The organism is Paenibacillus sp. cl6col (genome assembly GCF_900102125.1).
Lineage (GTDB): Bacteria > Bacillota > Bacilli > Paenibacillales > Paenibacillaceae > Paenibacillus_B > Paenibacillus_B suaedae.
This window is the reverse complement of sequence record NZ_FNAZ01000005.1, coordinates 211,015-233,870: the sequence shown is the minus strand read 5'-3', so window position 1 is coordinate 233,870 and position 22,856 is coordinate 211,015. Positions and strand designations below refer to the sequence as shown.

General features: G+C 48.8%; 20 protein-coding genes. 7 read left to right on the top strand and 13 right to left on the bottom strand.

Features of this window, described 5'->3' with window-relative positions:
* Window positions 1-27 precede the first annotated feature (27 nt).
* Window positions 28-921 (bottom strand): helix-turn-helix transcriptional regulator, encoded by an 894-nt coding sequence (locus BLS15_RS15425; protein WP_021253247.1) that lies wholly within the window; start codon window positions 919-921, stop codon window positions 28-30.
* A gap of 154 nt (window positions 922-1,075) precedes the next feature.
* Here BLS15_RS15425 and BLS15_RS15420 point away from each other — a divergent pair, with 154 nt between their 5' ends.
* A complete protein-coding gene (locus tag BLS15_RS15420) occupies window positions 1,076-4,372 on the top strand; it encodes a glycoside hydrolase family 2 TIM barrel-domain containing protein (RefSeq protein ID WP_254777351.1) in 3,297 nt (1,098 codons plus the stop codon).
* Between the two features lie 202 nt (window positions 4,373-4,574).
* Here the strand turns inward: BLS15_RS15420 and BLS15_RS15415 are convergent, their stop codons facing one another.
* On the bottom strand, window positions 4,575-4,772 hold the full coding sequence (locus tag BLS15_RS15415) for a cold shock domain-containing protein (RefSeq protein WP_005546053.1): 198 nt from the start codon (window positions 4,770-4,772) through the stop codon (window positions 4,575-4,577).
* Window positions 4,773-5,035: 263 nt separating this feature from the next.
* Here BLS15_RS15415 and BLS15_RS15410 point away from each other — a divergent pair, with 263 nt between their 5' ends.
* The 3 genes from BLS15_RS15410 (at window position 5,036) to pepF (ending at window position 7,530) form a co-directional block, all read left to right on the top strand.
* Window positions 5,036-5,269 carry a hypothetical protein gene (locus BLS15_RS15410; RefSeq protein ID WP_021253250.1) on the top strand — a complete coding sequence of 78 codons (234 nt, stop codon included), beginning with the start codon at window positions 5,036-5,038 and terminating at the stop codon, window positions 5,267-5,269.
* A gap of 13 nt (window positions 5,270-5,282) precedes the next feature.
* A complete protein-coding gene (locus BLS15_RS15405; RefSeq protein WP_072729768.1) occupies window positions 5,283-5,462 on the top strand; it encodes a hypothetical protein in 180 nt (59 codons plus the stop codon).
* Window positions 5,463-5,736: 274 nt separating this feature from the next.
* The gene (gene pepF / locus BLS15_RS15400) at window positions 5,737-7,530 is read left to right on the top strand and encodes an oligoendopeptidase F (RefSeq protein ID WP_174810925.1); all 1,794 of its coding nucleotides are present in this window, start codon (window positions 5,737-5,739) and stop codon (window positions 7,528-7,530) included.
* Between the two features lie 157 nt (window positions 7,531-7,687).
* Here pepF and BLS15_RS15395 read toward each other — a convergent pair whose 3' ends face one another.
* Entirely contained in the window at window positions 7,688-9,295 is a 1,608-nt protein-coding gene (locus BLS15_RS15395; protein WP_036590692.1) for an FAD-dependent oxidoreductase, read from the bottom strand.
* Window positions 9,296-9,480: 185 nt separating this feature from the next.
* Here BLS15_RS15395 and BLS15_RS15390 point away from each other — a divergent pair, with 185 nt between their 5' ends.
* From BLS15_RS15390 to BLS15_RS15380, 3 genes are all read left to right on the top strand, one after another.
* Window positions 9,481-9,870 carry a LapA family protein gene (locus BLS15_RS15390; protein WP_021253253.1) on the top strand — a complete coding sequence of 130 codons (390 nt, stop codon included), beginning with the start codon at window positions 9,481-9,483 and terminating at the stop codon, window positions 9,868-9,870.
* A 152-nt stretch (window positions 9,871-10,022) separates the two neighbouring features.
* On the top strand, window positions 10,023-11,108 hold the full coding sequence (locus BLS15_RS15385) for a M42 family metallopeptidase (RefSeq protein WP_021253254.1): 1,086 nt from the start codon (window positions 10,023-10,025) through the stop codon (window positions 11,106-11,108).
* 120 nt (window positions 11,109-11,228) lie between these two features.
* The gene (locus BLS15_RS15380) at window positions 11,229-12,236 is read left to right on the top strand and encodes an oxidoreductase (protein ID WP_021253255.1); all 1,008 of its coding nucleotides are present in this window, start codon (window positions 11,229-11,231) and stop codon (window positions 12,234-12,236) included.
* Between the two features lie 115 nt (window positions 12,237-12,351).
* Here the strand turns inward: BLS15_RS15380 and BLS15_RS15375 are convergent, their stop codons facing one another.
* From BLS15_RS15375 to hemE, 10 genes are all read right to left on the bottom strand, one after another.
* Window positions 12,352-12,636 (bottom strand): STM3941 family protein, encoded by a 285-nt coding sequence (locus tag BLS15_RS15375; RefSeq protein WP_139170670.1) that lies wholly within the window; start codon window positions 12,634-12,636, stop codon window positions 12,352-12,354.
* Window positions 12,575-12,778: a hypothetical protein gene (locus tag BLS15_RS30005; RefSeq protein WP_368087126.1), complete on the bottom strand. Its 204-nt coding sequence runs from the start codon at window positions 12,776-12,778 to the stop codon at window positions 12,575-12,577. Before BLS15_RS30005 ends, BLS15_RS15375 begins: the two co-directional genes overlap by 62 nt.
* A 207-nt stretch (window positions 12,779-12,985) precedes the next feature.
* Window positions 12,986-14,911: an ABC-F family ATP-binding cassette domain-containing protein gene (locus tag BLS15_RS15365; RefSeq protein ID WP_021253258.1), complete on the bottom strand. Its 1,926-nt coding sequence runs from the start codon at window positions 14,909-14,911 to the stop codon at window positions 12,986-12,988.
* 230 nt (window positions 14,912-15,141) lie between these two features.
* Entirely contained in the window at window positions 15,142-15,720 is a 579-nt protein-coding gene (locus BLS15_RS15360) for a TetR/AcrR family transcriptional regulator (RefSeq protein WP_021253259.1), read from the bottom strand.
* 115 nt (window positions 15,721-15,835) lie between these two features.
* Window positions 15,836-16,705 (bottom strand): DUF92 domain-containing protein, encoded by an 870-nt coding sequence (locus BLS15_RS15355; RefSeq protein WP_090512352.1) that lies wholly within the window; start codon window positions 16,703-16,705, stop codon window positions 15,836-15,838.
* Window positions 16,706-16,734: 29 nt separating this feature from the next.
* Entirely contained in the window at window positions 16,735-17,424 is a 690-nt protein-coding gene (locus tag BLS15_RS15350; RefSeq protein WP_331281232.1) for a fumarylacetoacetate hydrolase family protein, read from the bottom strand.
* 46 nt (window positions 17,425-17,470) lie between these two features.
* Window positions 17,471-18,724 carry a CapA family protein gene (locus BLS15_RS15345; RefSeq protein ID WP_028533847.1) on the bottom strand — a complete coding sequence of 418 codons (1,254 nt, stop codon included), beginning with the start codon at window positions 18,722-18,724 and terminating at the stop codon, window positions 17,471-17,473.
* 379 nt (window positions 18,725-19,103) lie between these two features.
* Complete coding sequence (gene hemG, locus BLS15_RS15340; RefSeq protein ID WP_021253263.1) at window positions 19,104-20,582, bottom strand: protoporphyrinogen oxidase; 1,479 nt, start codon at window positions 20,580-20,582, stop codon at window positions 19,104-19,106.
* Between the two features lie 26 nt (window positions 20,583-20,608).
* Window positions 20,609-21,553 (bottom strand): ferrochelatase, encoded by a 945-nt coding sequence (hemH, locus tag BLS15_RS15335; protein WP_090512348.1) that lies wholly within the window; start codon window positions 21,551-21,553, stop codon window positions 20,609-20,611.
* Between the two features lie 32 nt (window positions 21,554-21,585).
* Entirely contained in the window at window positions 21,586-22,635 is a 1,050-nt protein-coding gene (gene hemE / locus BLS15_RS15330) for a uroporphyrinogen decarboxylase (protein ID WP_021253265.1), read from the bottom strand.
* Between the last annotated feature and the right edge of the window lie 221 nt (window positions 22,636-22,856).

Below are 22,856 nucleotides of genomic sequence, written 5' to 3'. Positions count from 1 at the left end.
CTATAAGATCTGATATTACTGCCGGATCTATGTTCCATTCACTTCTGTAGCATCAAATACACGATGATCACCCATCAGTTTCCCCGCATGAAGGAGACGGAACTGGACTGGCGTCATTCCCTCTTGCTGCTTGAATCGATGAATGAAATAACTCGTGTGCATGAAGCCAACCTCCTGTCCCACCTGCTGGACAGACAGCCTCGGGTAAGCGAGTAGAAGCTGCTTCGACTTACGAATCCGCAGACGTATCACATATTGAAGCGGCCGCATATCAAGTGTTCTTCGAAACAGCTTGCATACATATTGCGGAGTAACACCTATCTGGTCGGCCATCTGCTGAAGTGTAAGCTCCTGATGAACATGTTCTTGAATCCACTCCAACAACGGCGTTAACGGATCATTATCCACGTGCCGCCCTTCCCTGACCAGAGTCTCCCATCCGGATTGAGTCCACGCCATAATCAGCTCATAGGCATGTCCTGACAGCATTGTGCCTTGTCCCTCATTGAACGAGGATCGGTTCAATAGAGCAATCGCCCTCTTGATTGGCTCTAGCGTGAGCTCAGGGTTCATTGGCGTAATCCTTGTCGATTGATACAATTGAGCCGCAGTCAGCAGCTCCTGCGATAAGCTTCCTTGAAATCCAAACCAATAGATTCCCCATGGCTCCTCAATTGGCCTATATTCATGCGGTATATGGGGAAATAAGATAACACCCTGCCCAGTCTCAACAACGATAGGCTCACTCATCCCCTTCCACCAGAACTCGCCACGGCCGGACGTGCATTGCAGCCACTGGTAATCAGGATATCCGCTCAGACGCACAATTTCCTGTTGGCTTACCCAGCTTCCTACCGTAGTTACAACGAGTGGCAACGACCGCTCACGTTCGCTGATCATTGGAAAATGAAAATGCTGCATTGACTTCACCTGTTTCGAGTTTCATATATTGTTATTTCAAATAAAATCGTTAGATTGATTGAGCGTCTTTTTTCATTTTATCATATATACAATCAACAGCCTTTTATATTCATATCGTGATATTGAGTCTATAGCATTTGAAGGGAAGATGAGAATGTCAGTAGAACGAATGAACCTGGTAGATCCGCACAATGAACAAGCTCCATTAACACTGAATGAATTATTGCAGTCACCTACTGTATTGCATCAACAACGCCTCCATGACCGTGCCTACTTCATTCCTTGTGCAAGCGCCTCCGAAGCATTGACGTACGAGCGCGGTGCATCGGCCTATTTCCAGCAGCTGAGCGGCACCTGGAAATTCAGCTACGCATCGAGTCCCGAGCAAGCACCGGCAGCGTGCTGGATGCCCCAGTACGATGATTCCGATTGGGACGAGATTCCGGTACCTTCGAATTGGCAAATGCACGGCTACGGAAAACCAGAATATACGAATATCCTCTATCCGTTCCCAGTTGAACCTCCCTTTGTTCCCCATGAGAATCCTACAGGAACGTATCGCAGGACTTTTTGGATTGAGCCAAGCTGGATGGAGCAGCGGGTCGTCCTTCGATTCGAAGGTGTGGACAGCGCATTTCGAGTATGGGTGAACGGGCACTTTATTGGCTACAGTCAAGGAAGCCGCATTCCTGCGGAATTCGACATCCGTCCCGCCCTGCAGCAAGGTATGAATCAAATTACCGTTCAGGTATACCAATGGTGCGACGGCTCCTATCTGGAAGATCAGGATATGTGGTGGTTAAGCGGTATTTTCCGCGATGTGTATTTGCTGGCCTTCCCGACGGAGCATATGTGGGACTTTACGGTTCGCACGCACCTGCTCGACAATGGTAAGCGTGCTCAACTGGACGTTGATGTCGAGCTCTGTATCAGCGAGGAGGCTGCGCAGTCACATACATTTGCATGGACATTATTGAATGCAGCCCGCCAGCCAATTTCGCCGGCGAACACAATCTTGGTATGTGATCGATGCCAGCAATCAGAGCCAATCATCCGGGTAAGCACTACCGTAGAAGCCCCTACACTATGGTCAGCGGAGACCCCTTATTTGTATCATCTCGTGCTGGAGCTTCGAGACAAGAACCAAGAGGTCATTCAAGTAATCTCGCAGCGAATCGGATTCAGAGAAGTGAAGCTTACCGGTACGAATCTTCTCGTAAACGGGAAGGCCATCATGTTCAAGGGCGTCAATCGGCATGAATTCCATCCGGATCATGGACGTGCGATTCCCTATGCCACAATGGTCGAAGATGTGCGCTTAATGAAGCAGTTCAACTTGAATGCTGTGCGGACCTCACACTACCCGAATGATCCGCGCTTCTACGCCTTATGTGATGAGGCAGGGCTATACGTAATCGACGAAGCGGACTTGGAAACACATGGATTTCAAGCTGCCGGGTGTTGGTCACTGCTCAGTGAGGATGAGACGTGGAAACAAGCCTATGTGGAGCGAATGCAGCGGATGGTAATCCGTGACAAAAATGCGCCGAGCGTCATCATGTGGTCACTTGGCAATGAATCCGGCTGCGGGCCCAATCATGCAGCCATGGCTGAGTGGGCACAGCAATATGATCCGACTCGCCCCGTTCATTACGAAGGCGATTGGAGCAACATGCTTGAGCTCGGCATCCGCTCAACGATGTACCCAACACTCGAAGCCATTGAGAAGGTTGTCCAGTCTGATGACGATCGTCCGTATATTTTATGTGAATTCGCGCATGCAATGGGCAACGGCCCGGGAGCGCTTAAGGACTACGTGGAAATGTTCTATCGCTACCCGAAGCTGCAAGGTTCGTTCGTCTGGGATTGGGTCGATCAAGGCATTCGGCGTGAGCGAGAGGATGGCCGCCAAGAAATGGCGTATGGCGGAGACTTCGGCGAGCTTATTCATGACGGAAACTTCTGCTTGAATGGACTCATCGACGGAGACCGTAAGCCGTGGCCCGCTCTGCATGAATACAAAAAAGCGATCGAGCCTGTCAAAGTCTATGCCAGCAGTGAACCAGGAGAATATATCATCGAGAACCGGTACGACTTCCTTCCATTATCATGCTTGCGCGGTCACTATTCCATCATTGCCGATGGTGAACTAATTGCCGAAGGGACATTCGAGGTACCCGAAGTAACTCCACGTGAGCGCGCTGCATGGCGGTGGGATGCGCGGACAGCGATTCGAGCCGCGTTCGGCCATACGATATCTGAACCGGCATTTCAACATATGTGGCTTCGGTTCTCCTTCCGTTCGGGTAGCGGCACTTATGGCACAATCCCCTGGCTCCCTGTGGGTCATGAAGTGGCATGGGCTCAATTTGAGCTTGAGCCTTCGCAGGTTCTTCAGCTACAGCATACCGATTGCATACAGGAGACAGCAGCCTCCTCTACCATATCATCGTCTAAGAGCAGCCTGACATCCGGCTTCGGTATTCATACTGCCCCTGCAGGCATGATGTCGCTGAAGCCCATTTCGATCCATGACCAAGGAGCTAGCCTCATCCTTACAGGCAGCAGCTTTACTATGGAGATCAATCGGTCAGACGGAAGCCTTCTCTCTTGGCGTTTCCATAATACAGATTTGCTAACTGGCAGTCCCCGCCTTCAATTATGGCGTGCCGTTATCGATAATGATCGCTATCTAGTGAAGGATTGGCGGAATGCTCGACTACATCAATTGAAGAAACGGATAAAACAGGTGACCATCGATTCATCACGCGCAGCAGAGGGGATGATTACCGTAACGACCTGCTTCCGGTTAGGAGCACCTGCCTTCATGTGGGGATTGGCCTGTGAGCAGATCATGACCATACAAGGAAATGGGATCATACAGCTGCACATTGACGTACGGCCTGAAGGATGCCATCCAGAGGTTCTCCCTCGTTTTGGCTACGAGCTTGGCATCCCTGCCGGCTTGAATTCCTGCAGCTGGTATGGACGCGGTCCAGGCGAAAGCTATGTCGACAGCAAGGAAGCAGCTGCAATAGGCTGGTACGAAGCGAAGGTCGATGATCTTATGGTGGCATACGAGAAGCCGCAGGAGAATGGCAATCGTACAGATACAAGATGGGTATCTTTTGTGAACACTCAAGGCACGGGACTATTCTTTACAAGCAGTTCTGGAGTGGATACCTTTGACTTTAGCGCCCATCGCTACTCGGTCATGGACTTGGAGAATGCCGCCCATCATGCTGATCTAGTGCCTCGAAGCGATATTGTTCTTCATCTGGACAAAGCACAGAATGGTCTTGGTAGCAACAGCTGCGGCCCGAGAGCGCTCCCTGAGCATGAATTGAAGTGCAAGGACATGTCATTCAGCCTGCAAGTGATCCCATTCAACTGTGAGACACTGTCTCCGAGGCAACTTGCGCGGCTCGTGCACAGCGGTATTTTATCCTAATCAAATCCATGACTCTCGGATCGAGCAAATATCTTTATGAACAAGTCCGATGAACAAATAGGGTACTGGCTAACAAAATAATGGGTTCAGGCTACTGCGATCAGATGAGAACATAAAAAAGCAGCCATGCTCAACATGAACATGGCTGCTTGGCGTTGCTAGTGCACTATTTATAAATGACAGCCCTTAACGGGACAATTCATTATAATTTAATGACATTAGCTGCTTGCGCACCGCGATTGCCTTCAGTAATATCGAACTCTACTTCTTGGCCTTCGTCAAGTGTTTTGAAACCGTCGCCTTGGATTGCGGAGAAATGAACGAATACGTCTTCGCCGTTTTCCACTTGGATAAATCCGTAGCCTTTTTCTGCGTTAAACCATTTTACAGTACCTTTCAAAGTCAAAACCTCCTCACTTCTTCGCCCTGACAGGCGAATAGTAATATTATACTTAAGCAAAAAGTCAAACGCAACTTTTCCCACAAAAAAAGATTTCTAAAAAAATTGCAAATAATGTGATCAATATTGCGGTTTTCCAGTGAAATCAGATTTGATTTCATTTAATGGCTAAGGTATCATGATCGGTAAGACGAACTGCTTGGCAATACCGCTTACAACTTAGAGTGACAGTGCCCTGCACCAAGAAACGAGGGAACCAAATTATGATGAAGAAACATGTTATTTATAAAAAGGATAACTGGAATATGCTTACGGTTGAAGTACAAGGCCGTTATATCGTATTGCGTGAAATATCCGAACAATGGGGAGAAGAATGCCATAACTTCTTGAGCCGTCCGGCCTTGATGCATTGGGCTGAACAACGCTTTCCTAAAGAAGATTACGTAGGCAAGGAAGAAGAATGGAACGAGATCATGGACAAATTCAAGCAAGTATAAAGGCAGGATGCTTATGAATTCATCAACGAACCTTATTTTTGTTTTGCTTGCATTTTCACTTGGAGTGATCCTAGTCTGGAAGAGAGACACGCTGCCAGAGAAGCTGCGCAGGCCGTTGGCAATTACTGCATTATGCTTGATTACATTCGCCTTCTTCCTAATTGTCTATTCTTTTTTTGCGCTCGGCAGTTAGCTTCATCAACGAACAAGCACAGCCGCCCGCAACAAATAGTTTGGCGTTCTCTGGTCATACTACCCTACAGATTAATCGGTGAGTGCACACAGCACCATTGCCGCACGGCAACGCTACCGGAGGGGGATATATGGCCACGACACGCCAATTGGTTATTGGGCTGGTCACCTCTGCCATCATGGTGACCAGCCTACTGTCTGCTTCAACAGCCGCTAGTTATAAGCAAGCGACAGCGAAGCCATTATCGCAATATCAATATATGAGGAGGGTACATATGGAACAAGTATGGAAACGTTCAGAAGTCCCACAGGATGTCCGCTGGAAATTGGAGGACTTATTCGGATCACAAGCAGAATGGGACAAAGAATTCTCGCTGGTTAACCAGCTGTTGGATAAAATGAAGCAATATCAAGGCAAGTTGAATGATGCGGAAGCACTGAAGAATTGCTTTGAGCTGGAAGACGATATTTCCCTACATACAGAGCGCCTGTACGTATATGCGAGCATGCGCCATCATGAAGACACAGCGGAACCTGGATATCAGGCATTGTCCGAGAAGGCCAAGCAATTAAGCGTAACAGTTGGGGAGGCTCTCTCTTTCATTACGCCTGAAGTTCTGTCCTTGTCTGATGAGCAATTGAATGCCTTCATTCAAGAACCGAAGCTGGCTGCTTACCGCTTCACGTTGACTGAAATGCAGCGCCAAAAGGCACATATTCTGTCCAAGCAAGAAGAAGCGCTGCTCGCGCAAGTTGGAAGCATGTCCAAGGCGCCTGAGACCATTTACAGCATGCTGAACAATGCCGACATGAAGTTCCCAACGATTAAGGACGAGAACGGCAAGGATGTAGAGCTGACACATGGCCGCTACATTCAATTCCTTGAAAGCCGCAACAGCGAAGTTCGCAAGGCTGCTTTTGAAGGCGTATACGGTACATATCGCAAGCTTCGCAATACAGTTGCTTCTACACTCAATGCGAACGTACAGAAGAACCTGTTCTATTCTCGTGCACGCAAATACCCTTCCACATTGGAAATGTATCTGTACGGCGACAACATTCCGAAGGAAGTATATACGAATCTGATTGACACGATCCACAAGCACTTGCCGCTTATGCACCGCTACATGAAGCTTCGCAAGCAGCTTCTGGGTGTGAAGGAACTACATATGTACGACCTATTCGCTCCGGTTGTCGATGAGTTCGACATGAATATTACATTCGAAGAAGCGAAGGCAACTGTTAAGGAAAGCTTGAAGCCGCTTGGTGAATCGTATCTGAATGTGCTTCAAGATGGTTTCGACAACGGATGGATTGACGTTTATGAAAATGAAGGCAAGCGTACTGGCGCATACAGCTGGGGCGCATACGGCACGCACCCTTACGTGCTGTTGAACCATAAAGACAATTTGAACAGCATGTTCACATTGACACATGAAATGGGTCACGCACTACATTCGTACCATTCGGACAACAACCTGCCATATCGTGACGCACAGTACACCATCTTCTTGGCAGAGGTTGCTTCCACGTTAAATGAAGCGCTGCTCATGGATTATATGCTGAAGAAGACAACGGATAAGAAAGAAAAGATGTATCTGCTTGCGTACTACATCGATCAATTCCGTACAACTGTATTCCGTCAGACGATGTTCGCTGAATTCGAGATGATTATCCATGATCACGCTGAGAAAGGTGAAGCACTGACACCGCAGCTCCTCTGTGACGTATACTATGACTTGAATAAGAAGTACTACGGAGATGACATGGTCATCGACAAAGATATCGAGATGGAATGGGCACGTATTCCTCACTTCTATACAAGCTTCTACGTGTTCAAATACGCTACAGGCTTCTCGGCTGCACAAAGCTTCGCGAAGCAAATTCTCGAAGAAGGTCAACCGGCAGTCGATCGTTACACAGGCTTCTTGAAGAGCGGCGGCAGCGACTTCTCGATCAACATTCTGAAGAAGGCCGGCGTAGATATGTCCACTCCGAAGCCAATCGAAGAAGGCATGAGCTTGCTTGAATCCCTTATCAAAGAGATGGAACAGCTCGCTGCAAAATAAATGTAAAAGAGACGCTAGACAGCCTAACTAACTGCTGTCTGGGCGTCTCTTTTTTTGTCAGCTATCCTGTCACATCCCCTCTTGTATCAAATCGAGTAATTCCCAGGGACACGATGCGTGCTAATAGGTAAGAAGCGAAGAAGTTGATATAGCTGCGCTATGCGATTTCGGTTCCATCGAACGGCCAGCTTCGCTGTACGCCTGCCCCATCCAGCTCCGCTTGATAAGCGCTGAGATGCTGCTTATCCTCATAGACCTTGCTAGGAATGATCCCTTGCTCAATCGAATAAGCGATCAAGTGACCGACGGATTCTCCAATATTCCATTCGGTTGGATGCAAGCGATAGCACCCGTTAGTGAGCTGAGTCGTACCGATATTTTTGCAAGCAGGCAGAACATTCGTGACCCGCTTCGGAATGAGAGATCCAAGCGGAATTTCATAAGGCAAGGTCGGAATATAGCAGCTTCGTCCAGTCTTGGTTGTTGTATGCAAATCCATAGAATAATGCCCTACTCCTACACTATCCTCATATCGGCGAATGCCAAGTCCCTGCCCCTTGCGGAGCTCCTTGCTCACATCATGTTCCGTTATTGTATATAGGGCTTGAATTCTTCTCGATTCACGAATGTAAGCCGACTTAGCAAGGCCATCATCAGTGCCGACAGATGGACGATACAAGCGGAATTCGGGGTACCCTACTCCACCATCTTCACGTGGCGCTTCTGTCTGAAGCCAATATAACAGAGACAAGCTTAACTGCTTAGCCTCCTCAACAATCGCATCCCGCTCTTCATAACTCATCTCAACAGGAGATGCAATGGAATAATCATTTTGCGGCCAATTAATTAAGGACAGATCTCCCTCATAATGGCCGTCCCGAAACTGCGATGCGTCCACAGCACGGCGATACGTCCACAGAGGCAGCGGGTCTATACCGTCGGGCAAGCAAATGAACTTGCGCAATTCATGAGTCGCATTTGGCTTTGTATCCCACCAACTTAACAAAGGATAAGGCGATCCTTCATGGTGAAAGCTTCTCCACCAATCATAACTTGCCGGCTTGGCAATCGGCTCATTGCGTTCAGCGGCGTTGGCATCCAGCTTCTCCAGCGACATCACTACTGTAAACGCTTGCAAATCAGCTGGGTCTGCTTCTGTTAGCGCATGAGGCTCCCCTGTCATCTGCTGTGATTCAGCACCAACGATATATTCAACACCTGCGAGCGGCAGCACGTCACCACATTCTGTTGCATCTACGTAATATTGTCCAGTGAGTACTGTCTTCTCTCCTGTAATTCGATTGAGCACGGTGATGTCTTGTACGGCATCGCCTTGCGTGTGCGCTTCAAGCGGAACCGTATGATACAAAATGTGCAGACGCCCTTCCTCAACGTGAGGGCAAAGCCACGCTTGCAGCAGATCATGCGCAACATTCGGCTCGTGACACAGCCGGCTTACCCATCCATTCCCCGGATTGAAAGTATTGTCGTATGCATCTCGATCCTTCAGCAGCTCTGGCTTCACAAGTGCAGCATAATAACTCCGAATCTGATTGCGGAATGCTCGATAAGCAGCCGTACATCCTGTTTGTTCAATCCATGGGTGTTCATCTGGTGGAACTGCTTGACTGGTAAGCTGGCCGCCAATCCAGTCCGTCTCTTCTGTCATGATCACTTCTAGACCCCGATTCGCCAGTGTCCAAGCTGCCAGCGTTCCCCCAAGCCCTCCACCAATAATGACAACGTCTGCCTTCCTCGTATTCATGAATGCCCCTCCATTCACTTCCAGATCATTCCTCCCCATGATCATATCATGACATGTCTGTATTATGAATCCTTATTCCATAATGAAAATATTTGATTGGAGCAACCATTCAACTTGTGGCGAATGAAGTCGAACATTATACTGAGAATAGATACATAAACATAATGGTAAGGAGGCTACCTGCAATGCGTATTCAATGGTCCCTGCTAGCAGGACTTATATTTGCGCTCATTACGGCGATATTCGCAGTCATTAACGTGAATCCAGTACAAGTGAATCTCTTGTTCGGCACGTTCGATGTACCGCTTATTCTTCTCATTTTGGGCTGCACCCTGCTTGGAGCTGTAATTGTCGGTTCATACAGCATCTACCTGCAGTTCCGCTCCCAGAAGAAGATTAAGCAATTGGAGCATCAGCTTGCTCAATATACAGGCGACGCTGACACTAGCTTGTTCGAGAATCTTGAATCGACAAACAACCTGGAAGAATTGCATCCTCATGGCGACAGCATGACAAATGAGGATTTAACGGGACTCACATCAAGCACAGCCAATTCGAGCAAGATTGATCACTAGCACCAGTACTTGCATTGGTACTTGCATTAGTACTTGCATTAGTACTAGTCTCAGAACTAGTATTTGCATTAACATTAACACTGATTAACACTGGTATTTAGCGTTTAGCGATTAAATCGTACCCATTTATCATATCAAGGAGGAATACAGTCATGACTGCACCCGATCATTCAACTATTTCATCACAACCCTTCCAAGCGATAATTGACGAAAAATACGTAACTTCCTTCCTGCTCGAATTGCTTAATACACCGAGTCCAACAGGCTATACCCACCATATTATGGCCCGCATTGGCCGTGAAGCGGAACAACTCGGATACGCATTCGAGCAGACTCAAAAAGGCTGTGGCGTCATTAAGGTAGCAGGAGAGAAGCACGATTCGAACAAAGTCATCGGATTGTCTGCCCATGTCGACACGCTGGGTGCTATGGTACGATCCATCCATGCTGATGGCACACTTCGCTTAACTTCCCTAGGCGGATATATGTCTAGTTCCATGGAGAATGAATATTGCCACATACATACTCGTGATGGTCGTACATACACAGGTACAATTATGACGAACCACCCTTCTGTGCATGTATACAGCGACGCACGCGAATACGCACGTGAAGAGAAGAACATGATTGTGCGCATCGATGAGCTTGTACATACCAAGAAAGATACCGAGGAACTTGGCATTCGCACAGGTGATTACGTTTCATTTGACGCACGTCCTGTACACTTGCCAAATGGATTTATTAAGTCGCGCCATCTGGATGACAAAGCTAGTGTAGCTGCCTTATTCGGATTGCTGGAGAGCATGAAGCGCCACGCATGGCAGCCAAAGCACGATATTGTCATTTTCATTACGAATTACGAAGAAATCGGACATGGCGCATCCTACATTCCCCAGGAAATAACGGAGATGCTTGCTGTTGATATGGGAGCTATGGGCGATGATCTGTCTTGCAAGGAGACGGACGTGTCCATCTGTGCGAAAGATTCATCCGGGCCTTACGACTATATGATGACGGGCACTCTTATTGCTCTGGCAGAACGAGAGGGAATCGAGCATGCAGTTGATATTTACCCTCACTATGGTTCCGATGCTTCAGCTGCGCTTCGCGGTGGCAACAACATCCGTGCTGCCTTAATTGGGCCAGGCGTTCATGCCTCACATGCGATGGAACGCACTCATCAGCGGGCAGTAATCAATACAGCACGCTTGATTGCTGCATACATCACAGAGGAATAAGAACCTGATCCCTTATAATTAATGCTGTCTAAATGCCAACTCTGAAGCGAGTGATATCAGCCTGTCTTCTACCTAATTACATATAAGCAGCATGGAATGAAAGGGAGGTTCGAAGGTAAGATGAAACAGCAATTTGCAGCGTTATGGATTAACCAGCAAACGGATGGGACGCTGGATGTAAGTGTTCAAAAATGTACCCCCGAGCAATTGTCAGCGGGAACCGTAACGATTCGTACCGCGTATTCTGGATTGAACTACAAAGACGCGCTTGCCTGCTCACCAACAGGAAATATCGTAAAATCATACCCCTTCATCCCCGGAATTGATGTATCTGGGGTCATCATTGAATCAGAGGATGAACGATATTCGGCAGGACAGCGTGTACTGGTAACGGGATATGGGCTAGGCGTAACCCATACGGGCGGTCTCAGTGAGATTGTGCGCGTACCAGGCGATTGGATCGTTCCACTCCCCGATTCGCTCAGCCTAAGGGAAGCAATGATATTCGGCACAGCGGGTCTCACTGCTGCTCTCGCTGTCGAACGGATAGAACGCCATGGTATTACAACTGATAAAGGCCCTATCCTTGTTACTGGTGCAACAGGCGGAGTCGGCTCCATCGCAGTCTCTATGCTGGCACAGCTCGGATATGAGGTTGCCGCTTCTACAGGTAAAGCCCAGTATGAAGAGTTACTTCGTTCTCTTGGTGCCAAGCAGATTGTTGCACGTGAGGAACTTCTTCCAGAGCGGCCTCGGGCTCTCGATAAGCAGCGCTGGGCAGGAGCGATCGACGTCTGTGGCGGCGCGATTCTTGCCTCTGTCCTAGCGTCCCTCCATTACGGCGGGGCTGTGGCCGCAACAGGAATGACGGCTGGTGGAACTTTGCCGGCTTCTGTCTTCCCATTTATTCTGAGAGGGACCGCCTTATATGGCATCGATTCTGTATTCGTACCGAGTACAGATCGTGTCCGCCTCTGGTCACGAATCGCGGCGGAGTGGAAGTCATTCACCCATACCCCGAACTGGATTCATGAATTGCAGCTGACTGATGTCCCTGGTTATCTCAACCAGTTGCTCCAGGGCCAATCATCTGGGAGAGCCATCGTCAAGATTGGCGAAGATGAATAACAGTATGAATTGCGATTGATCGGCAGAATTGTTGAACGGTTTGCCGTACGAAAAAAAGAGCAGGAACCTCACATGGGGACTACCCACTGAGGTTACCTGCTCTTCTCTTATTCGCCTAAGTTTGTTGCGACTTGGCACGATCCCAGCGTACGAGCATCTCTTGAGCCATTTGCTCCAGCGAGCCTCGAATGCCAACCTTTGGGATGTTGATCTGCGTATCAACGAATGCTCGGTTCGCTGACATGAGCGAACGTTTCCAGCCTGGACACCGAGCAAGGAATTCTTCCGGATTGGCCATCTTCACTCCCAGGAAGGATTGGCCCATCATATCGTACACTTTAATTTCTTCTACCTCTGAACCACAATACTCTCCCTGCTGCCCCAAGCGAGGCTTGATCATAGAAGGCATCCGCTGTCAGGATGACAGCTGGCTTAGGGACTAACATGCGGTATGCGCAATATACACCGCACATACCGAAAAATACGACACTTACTCCCCCTAGAAGCACGACTCCACCTTGATCTTGCATGAGCATGACCATTCCAATCGCAATAAACACTATGGAACATAGGAACATGGCGACTAACTTGCGCTTGCTAGGATATATCACTATATCATGTGGTGCTGGTTCATACTTCCCCCTCATACGAACGCTTCCCTCACTCCGCTGATATTCCATCGTAGTTGTTTCGATCGCTATAATCATCGATGAACTAAGGTATATTCACATTCACTCGAACCAGCAGCATTATTTCGACTTCTCAGCCTCGATTTGCTCCGCTAGCTCGCTTAAATAAGTCCATCTCTCCATCAAATGCTCCAAGAGCTTCTGAGCCTCCGCATCTTCCTTCATCAGCTCCTGCAAGCGTACTGAATCATTGAACGCTTGTTCCATATCTTGCTGGATACGTTCAATATTGCTTTCCGCTTCCATGATTCGTTCCTCAATCTGTTCATACTCCCGCTCTTCCTTGTATGACATCTTGAGCTTAGGCTTGCGCTCTGATCGGCCCGCAGGATCTGCAGCAGTTGCTGTCTTCACTGTTGGCGTGCCGCCTTCTGTATTCGCCGCCTGTGCATGCTTAGCTCTCCATTCCATATATTCGGAGTAATTGCCAACATGCTGGGAGACACGACCGTTCTCAAACGACCAAATACGTTCTGCCACTCGATCTAAGAAGTAACGATCATGAGATACCGTAATAACAACGCCAGGGAAGTCATCCAAATACTGTTCAAGCACAGCAAGTGTCTGTACATCCAAGTCATTCGTAGGCTCGTCAAGGAGCAGCACATTCGGCGCTTCCATCAAGATACGAAGCAGTTGAAGGCGTCGCTTCTCACCACCGGACAGCTTGCCAATCAATGTCCATTGCATTGTAGGGCTGAACATGAACCGTTCGAGCATTTGTGCAGCCGTTACGGTATACCCCTCGGCGGTTTGCACGGTCTCTGCTCCCTCACGTATATATTCGATGACACGAAGGGATTCATCCATCTCTTCATGTTCTTGTGTGAAGAATCCAATCCGAACCGTAGGACCGAGCACAATTGTCCCTTGCTGCGGTTCGCGCTTGCCTGCAATGACACGAAGCAATGTCGACTTGCCGCTTCCATTTGGCCCTATGATACCAATGCGATCCCCTGGAACTGCGATGTAGCTGAGATCCTTGAACAGCTCACGTTCCTCAATCGAACATCCCAGAGACTCAATCTCCATGATCTTCTTCCCTAGCCGTGCAGACATCGCAGATATCTCAACTTGACCGTTCTTCGCTGCTGGGTTATCGGCCTGTAATTCCTCGAAGCGCTGAATACGCGCCTTCTGCTTCGTCGACCGAGCCTGTGCCCCGCGCCGAATCCATGCCAACTCATTACGGAGCAAATTCTGACGCTTTTCCTCCGAGGCTGCTTCACGCGCCTCACGATCTGCCTTCAACTCTAGGAAACGCGTATAGTTCGCTTCATAGAAATACGCGCGTCCTTGATCTAATTCAATCATGCGATTCGCGACGCGATCGAGGAAATAGCGATCATGCGTAATCATAATCAATGCACCGCTTCGCTTCTGAAGCAATGCTTCCAACCACGCTACGGTCTCATTATCAATATGGTTCGTAGGTTCGTCCAGCAGCAGAAGATCCGAAGGATGAATAAGTGCTGACGCAAGCGCCACACGCTTACGCTGGCCACCTGAGAGATCGCCCATTCGGGCATCGAAGCGCTGAATCCCCAGACGGGACAGGATCGTCTTCGCATCGCTCTCAAGCTGCCAAGCCTGGAGGCGATCCATGTCGTCACTCGCGCGTACCAAGCGATGCTGTACTTGCTCATCATTCGGTTGGGAAGATGCTGCTTCCAAGCACGCGGTATACGTCCGGATTGCGACCATTTCTGGGGCATCCCCACCCATCACCTGATCCAATACAGTTGCATTAGGATCAAATTCCGGCTCCTGAGGCACAAATTGAACCCGAACGCGGCTGCCAACCATGATCTTACCTTCCTCAACGGGCTCTAATCCCATAATCGTACGAAGGAATGTAGATTTCCCAGTCCCATTCACCCCAACAATTCCGAATCGATCCCCTTCTTCGATTCCGAATGATACGTCTTTAAATAAGGTTTTGTCCCCATAACTTTTACCTAGCTGTTCAATCGTCATTACATGCATGAATTCCGTTCCTCCAATCAAGCATCAGCCATCTATAACGAAGGTGAAGCTGCAAGCGAACTAAGCTTACTTCATCCCCTTATAACCTTTTATCCTAACCCGTAGACACATCCAGATTGCAAATAGCTGTCAACAGTACATAGTGCAGATTTATCCGCCTATCTTCGCTCCCATCATCGAAAGAGGAGAACCTACGGTTCCCCCCTTGCACGCGATCAGGTATGAAGCTGCTAGAGCGGTATGCCCTGCTTACAGCCATTCACAAACAACTCAGATGCGAACTGAATCCGCTGCCGCAAATCATGGTTAGAGAAGGTCGGATTAAATAATATATCCATCTTGAGCATATCGAGCATACCGATAAATGATTTGGCATGAAGGAGAGGATCTGGCAAATTGAAATCCTCCATCGAGCTTGCGATTCGCTGTACATAACTCTTCATGAAGTTGCACAGCGCCTCCATCATTTCCGGATCCTTATTTGGCGCCTTGAAGAACAGCTTCGTATACTCCCTGCGATTATAATAATATTCCAAATGATGCTCGGCAACGAAACCTAGACTTCCCTCCAAGGTGTCCCGCTCAAGCAGCCCCTGATCCAACTCTTGCAGAAATTGCTCAAAGCCTTGCATCATCATTACGGTAAACAGCTGCTCTTTGCTCTCGAAATATAAATATAGCGTTCCTTTGGCAATACCTGCCTTGTCAGCTATATCCGACATTTTCGTTTCATAAAAACCATTCGAACCGAAGAGTTCATAAGCCGCGTCCATAATCAACTGCAGCTTGTCACCCTGTCCATAACTCACTCGGTTCACCTCCTTGTACGCTGCCGCCATGGTTACTTACATTCTGCTTCGACTATAACATGAGACAGGAATGTTGTCGATTTCAATTGCATGACAATTGATCAACTCTTTTCGCCTATAACAGCAGAATGACAACAATAGACATCAGCCCGCCGGCACAAGAAGCAAGCAAGTTCACGTTATCATTATTTAACCAGGATAGGCCGCGAATGTGCTTGGTTGCTGCACCGCAGTGCATAAGCCGCTCAGTCGACGCCCCGCAAGCGTTGCATTGATATCCTGCTTGGATAGTTGCCCCCAGCAGGGAATCGACTAATGCGCCTGCAGTACCGCCAATTGATGCTGCGACTATGATAATCAGGAAATAGGTCCAATTCAATCCTTCAACAGGCACTTGGCCTATGATTGCGTGCTGCAGGATCATCAAGCACATTGCCGCAATTCCAATCGTGAACGCGCCTGCAACCGACGCCAGGGTTCCGAGGAGTGATATCGCCCCTGATGTACCCGCTTCGACTTGCTTGCCACTTAACAGTGAGCGTGGTAATCGACGGCTCAGGCTGCCAATCTCGGTTGCCCATGTATCTGCATTCACGCTCGCCATTACCCCAATAAACAGCCACAGCCAATAGGGACTCGGCCAAATGAAATTGACAATGCATAGCAGCATCCCAATTCCACCATTTGCGAATACTTGTCCAGCATCACGCTCGCCTGTCTTCTCATAAATCTGATCCAGATGGGCCTTCTTCCGTTTCTTCCATTTCGACCAGAAGGTCGAAGATATGAAGAAAGTAAGCAGCAAGCCAAACCAGACAAGATCACCGCAGCTATAATAAATCGTACCCATGATCACAGCTGCAGCAGCCCCGGATCGTGTTAATGCACGCTTCCACAGGGCTGCTCCTGCTACAGCAGCGCTGCCGATAAATCCGATCAACCACGGATTGATGCTAAGCCCAAGTTCAATCCAACGATGGAGCATTGTAGCCCTCCTTACGTTCTACCATACCATCACCGCTCAACAGGAGGCTTGGCTGTAATGCGACAGCTGCCAACCGATTCTTCGCCAAGTTTAAGCACCAATTCATCATTCTCTTCTATCGGCCCTACACCGGCTGGTGTGCCTGTGAAGATGACGTCGCCTGCACCAAGCCCATAATGCTCGGCAATGTGGTTGATAAGCACATCGATAGAGAACAGCATGTCCCGTGCTGTACCGGATTGAACAGTTTCTCCATTGCGTAGAAGGCTGAATGACGAATCGAGCAATGCACCAGTTCCTGGATACGGAAGGAAGTGTGTAATCGGAGCAGAATTCAGCACCCCCTTCGCCGCCATCCACGGATGACCTTTGCGTTTCAACACATCCTGAACATCACGCAGCGTAAAATCAATGCCCAGCGCATAGCCATCAACTGCCTCATCTGCAGTCATGCCTGGCTGCACGGTTGTTCCGATATGCAGGACAAGCTCTAACTCATGGTGAACGGCTCCAAGATGCAGCGGAAGGGGCAGCAGTGTCCCCTCTGCTACGCTATGAACCGCATGAGATGGCTTCATAAATACCATTGGCTCTTGCGGAACCTCGTTGCCAAGCTCGGCAGCATGCATGCGGTAATTACGGCCAATGCAATACACATTACGAATATTAGAAGGATCTATCTCTCCTGTAAATTGCGACTTTACTGGATTCATGTTCATCCGTTTCTCCCCCACTTCATATGCCATTCATTATGATAAGTATAAGCTATGATTTCTTCCGAATGTTCCCGCCCTGATCGATCTGGACGCCCGGGGATATTTCCTGCACCCGCTTCATTAGCTTCTGCCCTCGTTCACCTTCGAGTGGGATAGCTTGCCCTACGTTTGTAAAGAACGGGGTCATCTTAAGCTCGCACTTCCCATCCTTCTTGCATTCCGCTTGAAGCGCCATCGTTTCCCAGGTTTTTGGGTTTTCTGCTTGCGTAAAAATAAAGTTGCCCATTGAGTATGCAATCCAGCTGTTTTTTTGCTGCTCGAAGCCCTGCACGACATGGGGATGGCCGCCAACGATGAGGTCTGCTCCGGAATCCACGAACAGCTTCGCCAGCTCCTTCTGCTTCGCATTCGGCTCGTCCGTCCGTTCTTCTCCCCAATGTGCAATCACGACAACAATATCCGCTTCCTTCTTGGCGGACTTGATTGCTTCTGCCGCCCGCTCCTTCGTCCCTTCATAGGTTGTTGCTACTCCAGGCTTGTTCTTCCACGCATACCAGGTGTCGTCCGGAATGACTCGACTAAGTCCCAAGAATGCCAATTTAATGCCATTGCGCTCTACAATATGCGGCGTATAGGCTTCTTTGGAATTGCTTCCAGCTCCTATGTAAGCAATGTTAGCAGATTTTAATGCTTTAAATGTATCAAGCAGCCCTTCTTCACCTTGATCCATCGAATGATTATTGGCCAAATTGACAATATCGATTCCCGCCTCAGCCATTGCCTGTGCCATCTTCGGAGACGATTTGTATACAAACAGTTTGTTGTCTGCTGGAGAACCACCAGTCGTGAGCGGCGTCTCCAAATTTCCAATCGCAAGATCCGCATCCTGCAGCAGTGACTTCGCATAATAATAAGGGAAGTCATACCCTTTATCCTTCACAACATCCTCAACGCGACCTGACATCATCATGTCACCTACGAAGGCTAGACGAACTGTCGGCTCCTTCTTATCATCCGGCACTGCTGTTGAATCATCCGCATTGGCATCCTTAGGATCCTTCGAGTCATCCGCACCTTCTGCGGTCTGATCTTGTCCGTCTGTCCCTGACTTATCTCCGACAGGAGCTGTTATTCCATCCTGTGCTTCCGTTCCACCCAAATCGAACAACTTCCCCTGCAATGCAAACAGCGCCGCTGCAATGATGATGATACCTAGAACACTGTATCCCCATACAGCTTTCCGCTTCCTGTTCTGGCGCTGCTCTCGCTGCTGCTTGTGACGTTCCGTTCTTGATAGCTCCATAAGCCCTCCTTCGTATCTTCATTTTTTGTATGGTTAGATCCAATACATGCTAATTCTATTATAACAAGGGTACGATAGCCTCGGCAAAGAAGCATTTTCAACTCCCTCTACTCTGCCTATACCCAAACGAAGAACGAATGAACTACAATCTAAGTCCAACCAGTTCCAGTTCCAGTTCTAGTTCTAGTTCCAGCAGATGTTAGTCAGTCTCATGGGCAAACATCTATCTTTTTGCACCAATTTGCACCGCATGAACAATACAAAAAAGAGGCCGTGTTCATACACGACCTCCTAATTATCACGATCTATTTATATACGTACGATATCGCACTCATTTTATCATGGCAGTATGTCAGGAACTGCAAGCTTCTGCAAACGTTCAGGCCATGCTGCTCGCACATGCTGTCGGCATGCCGTTCTCTGAAGCAGTCTCAGCTAAGATTGCAACGGACTGTTCACCCGCCATTCGCCCACTGTGAATACAGTCTGGCATTCCAACCCCTTCATAGGGTTGACCCGCAAGAAATACACCTGGCAATTGAGTGCCAACTGACGCGCGCAGCTTCTGAATCGCCTGCACATGTCCTACCGGATATTGCGGCATCGAGTGCTTCAGTCTCGTAACCTCTACGAACTCCGGCTCGGATGTAATTCCCATAAGGTCTCGCAATTCATTGCGAACCGTGCGCTTCAGCGCTTCATCCGGCCAGTCGACACGCTCCTCATCTCCCGCTCGCCCAATGTAGCAGCGAACGATAAGCTTATCCCCTCTTGAAGTATGGGGCCACTTGATCGATGTCCACGTGCAAGCCGTTATGGCTCGCTTCTCTTTGCGCGAGATGAGGAAGCCAGTTCCATCCATCGGCTTGTTTACCACACTGCGTTCGAATACACTGACAACATTGGCAACCGATACATGTTCAATCGCCCGTAGTGCAGATGTATCCACATGTCCCTCTAAGAAGGTCGAAGCATGGTACGATGGTGTTGTGACCACGATTGAGGACGTCTCTATCTGGCTCCCATCATGGAGATGGATGCGATAGCGGCCATCTTCCATCTTCTCGAATCGGTCAGCACTCACGCCCAATTGAACATTCACCTTCAATTCTCGCAGGACATCCTCCAAGCGCTCAACAAGTGAGGTTAGTCCGCTGCGGAACGTTAAGAAGGTGGAGCCTCTTGCCACATCCGGCAATCCAGGGAGATTCTGTCCAGCCTTCCGGCTTGCCATCATTCCCTTGATAAGACTACCATACTTCCGCTCCACTTCAGCAAATTGCGGGAACGTCTGCTGCAAGCTCAACTTGCTCATATCACCTGCATAAATACCGGCAAGCAGCGGCTCTGCAATGTGCTCCATCACTTCATGACCTAATCGCCGCTCCAAGAATGAGCCTAGCGACTCATCCTCAGTCGACATACGCGGCTTCTTGAACAAATCCATCAACGCTCGCAGTTTGCCCATGACAGAAATAAGACCTGTCTTCGCGAATGGAGTAAGCTCAGTAGGAATTCCAAGAATAAGGCCTGGCGGCATGCGATGCATAACCCCCCGCCTTACAATGTATGTCTTCTTGGCATGTGGATTCGTAGCTACAAGCTCCGTCTCCAGTCCGAGATCGCGTGCTAAATCGATCATCGGCATCTTACGGGCGAGAAAGGAATCCGGGCCCTTCTCGATAACACATCCATCCTTGCGCAAGGTCTCGATCTTGCCTCCAAGTCGTGTTGCTTGCTCAATGATAGTTATATTCAGAGTTCGTCCGTTCTCTTCCGCCTTCTTTGCCGCGTAGTAGGCAGCGGACAACCCCGTTATTCCCCCGCCGATGATGACCAGATCCCGCGAACAGTTCATGTTACGCCCCTTCTTTCTCTAGCTCCCTATTGATCCAATTTCATAATCGTGTCGGCCAATACCGACATGAATTGTGGATCGTCGTTCAACATGCGAATGCGCTTGAAGCCAAGCTGCAAGTTCTGTGCATTCTGAAGTGCTTCAATGTCCAAATCATACAGGACTTCCAAATGATCGGATACGAATCCGATCGGTGCGGACAGCACCCACTTGGTTCCCTCGTCCGCAACAGTGGACAGCGTGTCTAATATATCTGGGCCAAGCCATGGTGTTGCAGTCTGGCCTGCACTTTGCCATGTAAAGCGCCATTGGCTATCCTTCAACCCACACTGCTTGGCTATAGCTGCAGCTGTTGCATTCAATTCATCTGGATATGGATCGTTCATCTCCAGTATTCGTGCCGGCAAGCTGTGGGCACTGAACAGCACCTCAACCGCTCCACGATCCACTCCTGCTTGTACGAATGCATCCAGCTGCTCATTCACTCGCTTCGCAAGCGCATCAATAAGTTCCGGATGCAGATGATAGCTATTCACACATTTCATCCGGATACCGTGCTTCTCCGCCTCTTCCTGAGCACGTTTATTGTAGCTGCCGACACTCATCACGGAGTAATGCGGAGCCAGTACAATACTGACGGCCTCCGTAATACCATCGTGCGCCATTGCTGCTACGCCGTCTTCTATATAAGGATGAACATGCTTCAACCCTTGATAGCACATATACTGTACATTTGTATTTTCCGTGAGTCGATCCAAAGCAAGCTGCAAGCCAGCGACTTGGCGATCCGTATGCTCACGAAGTGGAAATACACCGCCTACAATTGCTTCATAGCGCTCTTGTAGTTCAGCAAGCTGCTCGGCAGAAGGCGGATTTCCTCTCCGGATGTGCGTGTAATAGGGTTCGATTTCTTCCATGCTGCGTGGTGTCCCGTAAGACATGACGAGGACGCCTACTCTTCTCTTACTCATGCGCCACCTCCATCGTGATTTATTGCCAAGTTCTATTTACGAGAAGCAATGGCTTCAGCCGAGTACGAGTGAACAAATTCCGTTAATTGCTTCAACTTGTCTAGCGATGCCTCTGGGAATAGTCCGTGTCCAAGGTTGAATATATAACCTGGCTCCTTCACGCCTTCGTCTATAATATGAGCCGCTTCACGTTGAATAATGTCCATCGGACCGGTCAGCAGATAAGGATCAAGATTGCCTTGCACCGCATATTTGCCAGCCAAGCGCTTGCGACCTTCTGCAATCGACACACGCCAATCCAGTCCGATCACATCAGCCTTCAGCTCATGCAAATACGGCAGCAGCTCACCTGAGCTAACGCCTGGGAAGTAGATGCTTGGCACACCCAAATCAGATAATTCAGAATATATCCGTTCCATAACAGGGAGGACATATCTCACGTAATCACGTGGCGACAAGGAGCCCACCCAGCTGTCAAATAACTGGAATGCCTTGCCCCCATTCGCAATCTGAGCACGAATATAGCGAATAACCATATCGCCCAGCTTGTCCATAAGAGCGAACCATACTTCCGGCGCTTCATACATCATCGTCTTCGTCCGAATATAGGACTTCGATGGCCGTCCCTCAATGAGATAGCTCGCAATCGTGAACGGTGCTCCCGTAAATGTAATCAACGGTACGTTCAGCTCCGCGTCCAGTATCCGAATTGTCTCGAGAATATGCCCAAGATCTCCTTCTGGATCAACTGGCTTCAAGCGCTCAACATCCTTAGCAGTGCGGATCGGATTATGAATAACTGGACCAACCTGCGCTACAATATCGAAATCAATACCCATCGATGCGACTGGATTCATGATGTCTGAGTAGAGGATAGCAGCATCGACACCAAGCTTCTTCACTGGCATCATCGTTACTTCCGCAGCCAAGTCTGGCTGGCGGCATATTTCAAGTAAGCTGTACTTCTCCTTAATCTTGCGATACTCCGGATCATAGCGACCCGCCTGGCGCATATACCATACTGGCAAGCGATCTACGGATTGTTTGCGGCATGCGCGGATAAAACGATCATTATAAGTCATAGATACCCTCCGAACGAACGGTATTGTGCAAATTGTTACAACCTGACGCTTCCATTATGCCCGTTTTCCAGAACGACCACAACCAGACCATCTCTCGAAGCTATGACAATCTGTTGACAATCGACGTCCGGAAATGAACAGACTTTGACATTTTATCATACATGCCCCTCCTTTGCCGATATTCCACCACTTCTCTGCATTCATTCTGCGTATTCAAATTT